At 64.6% G+C, this 8,124-nt stretch carries 12 protein-coding genes and 1 pseudogene; 6 read left to right on the top strand and 7 right to left on the bottom strand.

Annotated elements, in window-relative coordinates:
- Positions 1–54: 54 nt before the first annotated feature.
- Positions 55–261 carry a hypothetical protein gene (locus EN969_RS08245; RefSeq protein WP_063168653.1) on the top strand — a complete coding sequence of 69 codons (207 nt, stop codon included), beginning with the start codon at positions 55–57 and terminating at the stop codon, positions 259–261.
- A gap of 21 nt (positions 262–282) precedes the next feature.
- Positions 283–1,032 (top strand): sulfite exporter TauE/SafE family protein, encoded by a 750-nt coding sequence (locus EN969_RS08240; protein ID WP_063168652.1) that lies wholly within the window; start codon positions 283–285, stop codon positions 1,030–1,032.
- A gap of 35 nt (positions 1,033–1,067) precedes the next feature.
- On the opposite strand, the gene EN969_RS08235 is transcribed toward EN969_RS08240, so the two are convergent.
- From EN969_RS08235 to EN969_RS08225, 3 genes are all read right to left on the bottom strand, one after another.
- On the bottom strand, positions 1,068–1,562 hold the full coding sequence (locus EN969_RS08235) for a GNAT family N-acetyltransferase (RefSeq protein ID WP_063168651.1): 495 nt from the start codon (positions 1,560–1,562) through the stop codon (positions 1,068–1,070).
- Positions 1,559–1,849, bottom strand: a complete 291-nt coding sequence (locus tag EN969_RS08230; RefSeq protein ID WP_013530564.1) for a DUF1778 domain-containing protein — start codon at positions 1,847–1,849, stop codon at positions 1,559–1,561. Before EN969_RS08230 ends, EN969_RS08235 begins: the two co-directional genes overlap by 4 nt.
- 86 nt (positions 1,850–1,935) lie before the next feature.
- Entirely contained in the window at positions 1,936–2,385 is a 450-nt protein-coding gene (locus tag EN969_RS08225) for a universal stress protein (protein WP_027160859.1), read from the bottom strand.
- A 208-nt stretch (positions 2,386–2,593) separates the two neighbouring features.
- Between EN969_RS08225 and EN969_RS08220 the strand changes: the two genes are divergently transcribed.
- Entirely contained in the window at positions 2,594–3,175 is a 582-nt protein-coding gene (locus tag EN969_RS08220; protein WP_063168650.1) for a histidine phosphatase family protein, read from the top strand.
- A gap of 30 nt (positions 3,176–3,205) precedes the next feature.
- On the opposite strand, the gene EN969_RS08215 is transcribed toward EN969_RS08220, so the two are convergent.
- Positions 3,206–3,607 (bottom strand): VOC family protein, encoded by a 402-nt coding sequence (locus EN969_RS08215; protein WP_013530567.1) that lies wholly within the window; start codon positions 3,605–3,607, stop codon positions 3,206–3,208.
- Positions 3,608–3,727: 120 nt separating this feature from the next.
- Complete coding sequence (locus EN969_RS08210) at positions 3,728–4,480, bottom strand: pseudouridine synthase (protein ID WP_063170295.1); 753 nt, start codon at positions 4,478–4,480, stop codon at positions 3,728–3,730.
- Positions 4,481–4,638: 158 nt separating this feature from the next.
- Between EN969_RS08210 and EN969_RS08205 the strand changes: the two genes are divergently transcribed.
- Entirely contained in the window at positions 4,639–5,085 is a 447-nt protein-coding gene (locus EN969_RS08205) for an SRPBCC domain-containing protein (protein ID WP_063168649.1), read from the top strand.
- Between the two features lie 41 nt (positions 5,086–5,126).
- Here EN969_RS08205 and EN969_RS08200 read toward each other — a convergent pair whose 3' ends face one another.
- Positions 5,127–5,969, bottom strand: coding sequence for a helix-turn-helix transcriptional regulator (locus EN969_RS08200; protein WP_063168648.1), 843 nt, complete (start codon positions 5,967–5,969; stop codon positions 5,127–5,129).
- Between the two features lie 78 nt (positions 5,970–6,047).
- Between EN969_RS08200 and EN969_RS08195 the strand changes: the two genes are divergently transcribed.
- Positions 6,048–6,932, top strand: a complete 885-nt coding sequence (locus tag EN969_RS08195) for an SDR family oxidoreductase (RefSeq protein ID WP_063168647.1) — start codon at positions 6,048–6,050, stop codon at positions 6,930–6,932.
- Positions 6,933–7,021: 89 nt separating this feature from the next.
- On the opposite strand, the gene EN969_RS08190 is transcribed toward EN969_RS08195, so the two are convergent.
- Entirely contained in the window at positions 7,022–7,720 is a 699-nt protein-coding gene (locus tag EN969_RS08190; protein WP_063168646.1) for a RibD family protein, read from the bottom strand.
- A gap of 125 nt (positions 7,721–7,845) precedes the next feature.
- On the opposite strand from EN969_RS08190, the pseudogene EN969_RS08185 reads away from it, so the two are divergent.
- Positions 7,846–8,124, top strand: a pseudogene (locus EN969_RS08185) (dienelactone hydrolase family protein); the annotation flags it as partial.

The following is an 8,124-nucleotide window of genomic DNA, read 5'->3' as shown; positions in this document are numbered from 1 at the left end:
TCCACATTGTGATCGGCCAGGATTTTCGTCAAACAGTTTCGAAGGAGAATTGCGATGAACGAACGAACATCAGGCCGGCTCGGCATTCTTGAAAGCACGGCGATCGTGCTGGCCATTGCGGTGGCCGGCCTTGCCATGGCGCGAGCGGGATCAGGCCTGCGGGGATGCGCGGCGACGGTCGTATCCACCAGCCGCGATGCGGCGCCGGCAAAGGCCGCCAGCCCGGATGCCGACGCAACCGATATGCTGCTGCATGACTGATCCGGCCCTGAAGATACGATCATGCTGAGCGCCGGCATCCTCGCCTGGATCGGCGCCGTGTTCCTCGCCGCCGGCTTCGTCAAGGGCGTCGTCGGCATGGGCCTGCCGACCGTTGCGATGGGCCTGCTGGCGGTGACGATGCCGCCGGCGCAGGCGGCTGCCCTGCTCTTGATCCCGTCGCTGGTTACCAACCTCTGGCAATTGCTGACCGGCCCGTCCTTCGCCCGGCTGTGCAAGCGGCTGTGGACGATGATGGCCGGCGTGATGCTCGGCACCGTTGCCGGCGCCGGCCTGCTGACCGGCACGCATACGGGCGCGGCCTCAGTGGGGCTGGGCGCCGCACTGGTGCTTTATGCGATCCTCGGCCTCGCCAAAGCCGGCTTCACCACGCCGGCGCGCCGCGAAGCCTTGATGTCACCGCTGGTCGGGGTGGCGACCGGGCTGGTCACCGGCGCCACCGGCGTCTTCGTCATCCCGGCGGTGCCCTATCTGCAGTCGCTGCGGCTGGAGAAAGAAGACCTGATCCAGGCGCTCGGCCTGTCCTTCACCGTGTCGACGGCGGCGCTCGCCATCGGGTTGTTCAAGGCAGGCGCCCTGGCGTCGCCGAGTGCGCAACTGGTGGGGTCGGTCGCAGCCCTTGTGCCGGCGCTGGCCGGCATGTTCGCCGGCCAGGCGCTGCGCCAGAAGATGAGCGTCGAGACCTTCCGCAAAGTGTTCTTCGCGGGGTTGCTGGCGCTTGGGGTCTATCTCGTGGGGGAGTTGGTGTTCTAGGCGCCGGACTTCCCCAGAGCACTGGCAGGAAGTCGTCAGCCAATGCTTTCGCTGAGATCAGCGAGCGTGACCATGAGTGTCAACGGCTCGACCGGCGAGGGCTCGAACCCGATGGTGATGTAGAAAGCTCGGGCATCGTCGGAAATCGCATGCACCACTATGCCTTTGATGCCCAGTATTTCAGCAGCCTGGAGAATTCGTAGACCGGCATCCCTTACCAGCGCCCGACCGATGCCCCGACCGTGATAGGCTTGGTCTACGGCCAACCTGCCTAGCACTGCGACGGGGATCGGATCGGGCATGTTGCGCCGGAAACGGCTGGAAGCTTCGACCATTTTCACGGCGCCGCTGGCAACGGCATAGTAGCCAATCACACGGTTGCCTTTGCAAGTCACATAGGTCCGGGATGCACCGCCCGCTTGATTGGTGCGAGCACGTTTTTTCAACCAATCGTCGAGCGCTGTAATGCCCGACGAAAATTCCCCGAGTTCGTGATGATCCGCGAGTGGAACCGGGACCGACAGCGTCACGCAGCTTCCCACGGAGCCTTTGTCGTCATCGTGCGGCGCAATCGGTCGTTGGGCTGCGGCGGCGCGTCGAGGCGTGCCAGAAACGCAGCGTAGACATCCGGTTCGACGGTAAACACGAGACGGTTGAGCAACGCTTCCTCAGCGGCGCGTTGCGAGGCTTCAAGCATGAAGTCGGTGCGATTCTTACCGAGCAATTCGGCTGCGCGGTCGATCAGATTGCGAACTTCCGGCTTGACGCGGATGTTGAGCGGAACGCTCTTCGGCACCGGATGATGTGACGTTGGCATGGACGGCTCCTTCGTTGCGCATATCTAGCACAGCGTAACGACATTGTCATTACCCGCTTCGATGGAGCATGCGATCCGTAGTAGCCCTACCGCACGACCAGCACCGGGATCTCCGTGTAGGACAGCACTTCCGCCGTCTGGCTGCCGAGGAGCAGCTTGCCTAGTCCGCGGCGGCCGTGCGAAGCCATGACGATCAGGTCGCAGCCCAGGGCCTGCGACAGTTCCAGAATGGCTTCGGCGGGCCTTTTGTCCTCGACATGCACGACCTCCGCCGAGACGCCGGCGGCGTCGGCCGATGCCTTGCACTTGTCGAGAACTTCCTTGGCGTATTTGCGCGCTTCTTCCTGATAGGCGGCCAGTTCATCGCCGGCGGCGTAGCCGGCCATGGCGCCGCCCCAGGCGAAGATCGGGAATTGTTCGGAGACGGTGATGAAAGTAACAGAGGCGCCGAGGCCCTTGGCCAATGTCAGGCCGTGGGTAACGCCCTTGTCGGCCAGTTCCGATCCGTCCGTGGCGATGAGCAAATGTTTGTACATGATGACATGACCTGTTGCGCAAGGGCCGATGCCCTTGAGGTGGCGGGAGCCTTGTGGAGGGCTGGCCTTGATATAGTTGCGGCCTCGGGCCGATCACAGGGCCGGCCCCGCCGCGGATCAAGGCCAGGCGACCACGCAGTCTTGTACCAAGCGGATTCCCCTTTGCCGCATCGTCGCCTAAGGTGCCGGTGACATTGAAAGGCAGTCCATGAGCAACCCGTATCCGCAAATCCATCTGGTCCGGCATGGTGAAACGGCATGGAGCCTTTCGGGGCAGCATACCGGCCGCACCGACATGCCGTTGACCCCGGTTGGCGAGGCCGCCGCGCGGGGTCTCGCGGACAGGCTCGAGGGCCTGTCTTTTTCGGCCGTATGGTCGAGCCCGTCGCAGCGCGCCTACAACACCAGCGTACTGGCCGGCTTCGGCGCGCAGAGCGTCAAGAAGGACGATCTGCAGGAGTGGGACTATGGCGCCTATGAGGGGCTGACGACAAAACAGATCCTGGCCGAGCGCCGCGGCTGGAATGTGTTTCGCGATGGGTGTCCAAAGGGCGAGATGGCGGCCGATGTCGGCGCGCGGGCCGACAGGATTATCGCTGGGCTGCGCGAGGCCAATGCCAGCATATTGGTGTTTTCCAGCGCGCATTTTCTGCGCGTGCTGGCGGCGCGCTGGATCGGGCTGCCGCCGGAGGGCGGCGCGCTGCTCGTGCTCGATACGGCCAGCATCAGCGTGCTCGGCTACGAGCATGATTTGAGCGAGCCGGTCATCCGGAAATGGAACCAGAAATAGAGCAGCTTCGGCCAGCGGCGCCGCTTACGCCTATCTGTCGAATTTCCTGATCGCCTCAGCGGTTACCGGCGTGAAGAAATTCACCAGATTGCCGTCAGGGTCGCGAAACAGCAGCGAGCGGTTGCCCCAGGGCATGGTGGTCGGCTTCTGCACAGTGATATTCCTGAGGAGGTCCGAGAGCCTGGCGAATTCAGCATCGACGTCGCCGACGCGGAACTCGATGATGGCGGTGTGGTTGTCGGCGGGGCGGGCGATGTCGCCGCCGAACAGCATCAAGGTGCGCGTGCTGCCGATCGCCAGCGTGCAGGTCGGCGTCGCCAGTTCGGCGAAGTCTTCCGTGTACACCGTCACGGGCATGCCGGTGATCTCACCGTAGAAGTGAACGAGACGCTGGACGTCCGACGTGATGATGCGGACGGAGACGAAATTCATTGCATTGGCTCCCTGATCGTTGAAGCCGTGGCCGGCTCCCATCCGACCTATAGGCCAGGCCTGCTGACAGCTTTCCGTCAGGAAGGATCGCCGTGCGCCTGCACCAGCGGCACGCCCTGCTTACCCCCTCAGCAGCGCCAACTCTTCTGCTGTCAAATGCCGTGCCGTACCCTTGGCGAGGTCGCCGAGCGGCAGGCGGCCGATAGCGATGCGGATGAGGCGCAGGACCTCGACGCCATGCGCGGCGAGCAGGCGACGGATGTGGCGGTTACGGCCTTCGTCGAGCACGATCTCCAGCCAGGCGGTGCGGCCGCCGCTGCGCAAGAGTTCGATCGAGCTGGCGGTCAGGGTCTCGCCGTCGACGGTCACGCCCGCGCGTAACGTCTCCAGCATCGCCTCGTCCGGCACCGTGCCGATCTGCACGTGATAGGTCTTGGGCAGATGCGAGGCCGGGTCCATCAGCCGGTTGGCAAACCGGGTGTCGTTGGTCATCAGCAGCATGCCTTCGCTGGCTTTGTCGAGCCGGCCTACCGGCGAGACGAAGGGCAGATCGAGCCCTTCCAGGCAGGCATAGACGGTGTCGCGCTGCTGCGGGTCGTCGCGGGTGGTGACCAGCCCGCGCGGCTTGTTGAGCATGAGGTAGACCTTGCGCTCGGCAACCACCGGCCTGTCGTCGACGACGATGCGGTCGCGGTCGAGGTCGACGCGCAGCGCCGCATCGCGCACCACCTTGCCGCCGACGCGCACGCGGCCTTCGGCGATCAGCACCTCGGCCTGTGTGCGCGAGCACAGGCCGAGCTTCGACAGCGCCCGGTTGAGACTGACGCCGGGCGCCCCCTGCCTGCCGCTCTGCCGTGTCTGCCGTGGTGTCATGGTGCCGTCTGCGCTGGTGGAGCCGACAGATGCCACGGGCTGCAATGGCTTCGCAAGCGTGGTGCTGTCTTCCTATACAGGGCAAGGGGCAATGGCGGCATCCGTACCGCCTGGAACAGCGATATTGTCGCCGCCGCATCCGCTATAATCTGCACCCCATGAGTGAGTCCGCTGCGCCGATAACCAAGACCGTCGTCATCGGTGCCGTGCCGGCCAAGGTCTGGCGGATACTAACGACGCCAGAAATGATCCCGCAATGGATGTCCGACGAGGAGTTGACCGTCAGCCTGCAAGGGCAGGCCGGCGGCGCGATCGTCATGCGCGGACTGCTGCACGGAATACCGTTCGAAAACCACGGCACCATCCGCACTTTTGAGCCGGGAATGAGCTTCGCCTACAGCTATTGGAGCACGCTGTCGGCCTCGCGTCTGGCGGACGTGCCCGAAAATCACACCGTGGTCAGCTTCGACCTGGCGCCGGCGGATGGGGGAACACTGTTGACACTGACGCTCAGCGACTTCGCCGAACCGGCGATCCGTCCGCACGCCAATCTCTACTGGGGACCGACCTTGCAGATCCTGAAGGCGGTCTGCGAGCGCGCTTGAGAGCGGGCGGGAGTCATCGCAGCGGATAGGTCGTCCCGCCCTTACTCTTTGGGGTGTCGGGTGAGGGCCAGCGTGCGAATACGGTCGGCGACGGCGCTGTCGACCGGGTTGTAGACGGTCAGGCTCAAATCCGGCCGGCCGTCGACCGCGAAGCCCGAATATTCCAGTTCGATATCGCCAAGTTCCGGGTGCTTCAGGCGCTTTGTCCCGTCGCCATGGCTGAGCACGCCGTTTTCCCGCCACAGGGCGGCAAACTCGGGGCTGGCGCTGCAGAGTTCGTCGACGAGTTCACGCACCTCGGAGACAGCACCGGCGCGTGCCGCATCGGCCCGGAACGCGCCCACCACGAAACGGGCGAGGTTTTGCCAGTCGTGCTGCCTGGCGCGGATATGGGGACTGAGGAACATGAAGCGCAGAATGTTGCGCTCGCCCTCGGGCAGGGTGCTGTAGTCGGTCAGCACGACCCTCGCGGCACGGTTCCAGGCAACGACGTCCCAGGTGGCGGTCCTGACTATGGCGGGGCTGGCATCGAGCGTGTCGATGAGGCGCTGCAGCCGGGGGCTGACGCCTTCGACGCCCCTGTAGCGGACCTCGGGCGGGCGCCCCAGCCCGAGCATGAAAAGATGTTCGCGCTCCGCCTCGGTCAGCAGCAGCCCCTTGGCGATGCGGTTGAGGACATCGGCCGAGGGTGCGCCGCCGCGGCCCTGTTCCAGCCATGTGTACCAGGTCGGGCTGATGTTGGCGCGCTGTGCGACCTCTTCGCGGCGCAGCCCCGGCGTGCGTCTGCGTCCGGAAAACCCGAATGATGCGGGATCAAGCCGGGTGCGCCGGTCTTTGAGGAACGCTGCTAGTGAGCCGGAATTGGAAGGCATCCTGTTAGCCATTATACCACGATAAGATCACTACTTTAATAGAATAATAGACCGGCAATATTACGCAGGCAACTGTACAGGAGATTTTGCATGCGTATCTTTCTCACCGGCGCGACCGGTTTCATCGGTTCCGCGATCGTTCCCGAACTCATCAAGGCAGGCCATCAGGTGGTCGGCGTGACCCGCTCCGACGCCGGCGCCGAGGCGCTGGCCGCCGCCGGTGCTGAAGTGCATCGCGGAACGCTCGAGGAGCCCGAAGGGCTGTGCGATGGCGCGGCCAAGGCGGACGGCGTGATCCACACGGCATTCGACCACGATTTTTCGCGGTTTGCCGAGAATTGCGAAAAGGACAAACGCGTCATCGCCGCACTGGGCGCCGCGCTCGCCGGCTCCGACCGGCCGCTGGTGATCACCTCTGGCGTCGGCATGGGCAGCCCCGGGCATGGCCAGTTGGCGATCGAGGACGTCTTCAACGCCAGCCATCCCAATCCGCGCATCGCCTCGGAGCTGGCCGGCAATGCCTTGCTGGACGCCGGCATCAATGTGTCGGTGGTGCGGCTGCCGCAGGTCCACAATCCGGTCAAGCAAGGCCTTATCACGCCGCTCATCGAGATCGCGCGTGAAAGGGGCGTCTCGGCCTATGTCGGCGACGGCCGCAATCGCTACTCCGCGGGCCACCTCCTCGATGCGGCGCGGCTTTACCGGCTCGCCGTGGAAAAGCGGCAGCCGGGCGCGCGCTATCACGCGGTCGGCGAGGAAGGTGTCGAAGTGCGCGCTATCGCCGAGGCGCTCGGCCGGGGTTTGAAATTGCCGGTGGTTTCCATTGCGCCGGAAAAGGCGGCGGAGCATTTCGGCTGGATGGCGATGTTCGCGCCGATGGATCTGCCGGCCTCCAGCGCTCTGACCCAGGCACGGCTCGGCTGGCACCCCACCGGCCCGACGCTGATCGCCGATCTCGACGCCATGCGGTATTGATGCGCTTAGCAACGCTCGAGGTGAGCCGAAGTCTCTGACTTCGTCAGCCCCGTCGCGGAGACCCTGGGCCACGCCGCGACCTTTCGGGATTATGCTCCAGGGCTGACCGCGTAGCGCAGATGGACGAGCCCATGCGCCAGCGCCTCGCAGCTCTTCAGGGACAGCTGCGTCTTGCCCGCCAGGCCGCTCTCGCCGAACTCGACGAAACCCTGATTGGCGGCCCGTCCGTCGATCGCGGGTGCAACGAGAAGGCTCAATTCATCGACGAGCCCGGCGGCGAGGAAGGAACCGTTGATGCTGGCGCCGCCCTCGAGCAGCAGCCGGCTTATGCCGAGTTCGCGTCCGAGGACCTCAAGCATCGCGGCGAGATCGATATCGCCGGTTTCCGCGACGATATAGGACACGCCGTCGGCGGCAAGCTCTGCCAAATGGCTGTCGGCAACGTCGCGCCCAAGCAGCACCACGACATGGTCGCCACCGATGTCGGGTTTGGAAAAATGAAGCTTGCCCGAGGCATCGAGCGCCACGGCATAACCCGCACCTATTTGCGCGAAATGATAGGGCCGGTCGACCTTGCCGGCATTGGCCGGCGGATGCGCGCCGGCCTTGCTCATCTCGGCCATGGTGACGCGCCCGACGATCCAGGCATCAGCCGCGAGATCATTATGGATATGCTCGTAGAGGCTCGACCACTCGGCCCGGGTGCCATCGGGGCTCGAGGTATAGCGGCTGGGGTGGAGGCTGCCGTCAAGGGATGCCAGCATATGGCAGATGATTTGCGGCTTCATGTTGTTCTCCAGTCGAGTGCTTTGGGTTCAGTCCAAAGTAGTGCCACGCCGGGAGAATGGAAGCCGCACGCCTCATGACGTACCCAGCCGTTGAGACGGCATGTGCCGGCAGGTATCATGACCGGATGTCCGCGAACATAATCCTGTTTCATTCGGTTCTGGGGCTGCGCGAGCACGAGCGGCATCTCGCTGGAAAGCTGGGCGCCGCCGGTCACGCCGTTTCGCTGCCGGACCTCTATGCGGGCGTGGCGACGGACGATCTCGAGCAAGGCTTCGCGATCAAGGCGCGGATCGGCTGGGAGGTCATTTGCCAAAGGGCGCGCGATGCCCTGGCCTCGACGCCCGGCGATACGGTGCTGGCGGGGATTTCGATGGGTGCAGGCGTGGTCGCGTCAGTCTGGGCC

The organism is Mesorhizobium sp. M7A.F.Ca.CA.003.01.2.1 (assembly GCF_003998945.1).
GTDB classification, from domain to species: Bacteria; Pseudomonadota; Alphaproteobacteria; order Rhizobiales; family Rhizobiaceae; genus Mesorhizobium; species Mesorhizobium ciceri.
Note: the sequence above shows the minus strand (reverse complement) of the source record. Positions and strands in the feature narration are given on the sequence as shown.

What these genes read in the sequence shown, in the direction of transcription:
- EN969_RS08215 (WP_013530567.1), bottom strand. Translation starts at nt 3,607, where the DNA reads ATGAATTTCGTCTCCGTCCGCATCATCACGTCGGACGTCCAGCGTCTC.
- EN969_RS08225 (WP_027160859.1), bottom strand. Translation starts at nt 2,385, where the DNA reads ATGTACAAACATTTGCTCATCGCCACGGACGGATCGGAACTGGCCGAC.
- EN969_RS08220 (WP_063168650.1), top strand. Translation starts at nt 2,594, where the DNA reads ATGAGCAACCCGTATCCGCAAATCCATCTGGTCCGGCATGGTGAAACG.
- EN969_RS08210 (WP_063170295.1), bottom strand. Translation starts at nt 4,480, where the DNA reads ATGACACCACGGCAGACACGGCAGAGCGGCAGGCAGGGGGCGCCCGGC.
- EN969_RS08240 (WP_063168652.1), top strand. Translation starts at nt 283, where the DNA reads ATGCTGAGCGCCGGCATCCTCGCCTGGATCGGCGCCGTGTTCCTCGCC.
- EN969_RS08190 (WP_063168646.1), bottom strand. Translation starts at nt 7,720, where the DNA reads ATGAAGCCGCAAATCATCTGCCATATGCTGGCATCCCTTGACGGCAGC.
- EN969_RS08200 (WP_063168648.1), bottom strand. Translation starts at nt 5,969, where the DNA reads ATGGCTAACAGGATGCCTTCCAATTCCGGCTCACTAGCAGCGTTCCTC.
- EN969_RS08195 (WP_063168647.1), top strand. Translation starts at nt 6,048, where the DNA reads ATGCGTATCTTTCTCACCGGCGCGACCGGTTTCATCGGTTCCGCGATC.
- EN969_RS08230 (WP_013530564.1), bottom strand. Translation starts at nt 1,849, where the DNA reads ATGCCAACGTCACATCATCCGGTGCCGAAGAGCGTTCCGCTCAACATC.
- EN969_RS08205 (WP_063168649.1), top strand. Translation starts at nt 4,639, where the DNA reads ATGAGTGAGTCCGCTGCGCCGATAACCAAGACCGTCGTCATCGGTGCC.
- EN969_RS08245 (WP_063168653.1), top strand. Translation starts at nt 55, where the DNA reads ATGAACGAACGAACATCAGGCCGGCTCGGCATTCTTGAAAGCACGGCG.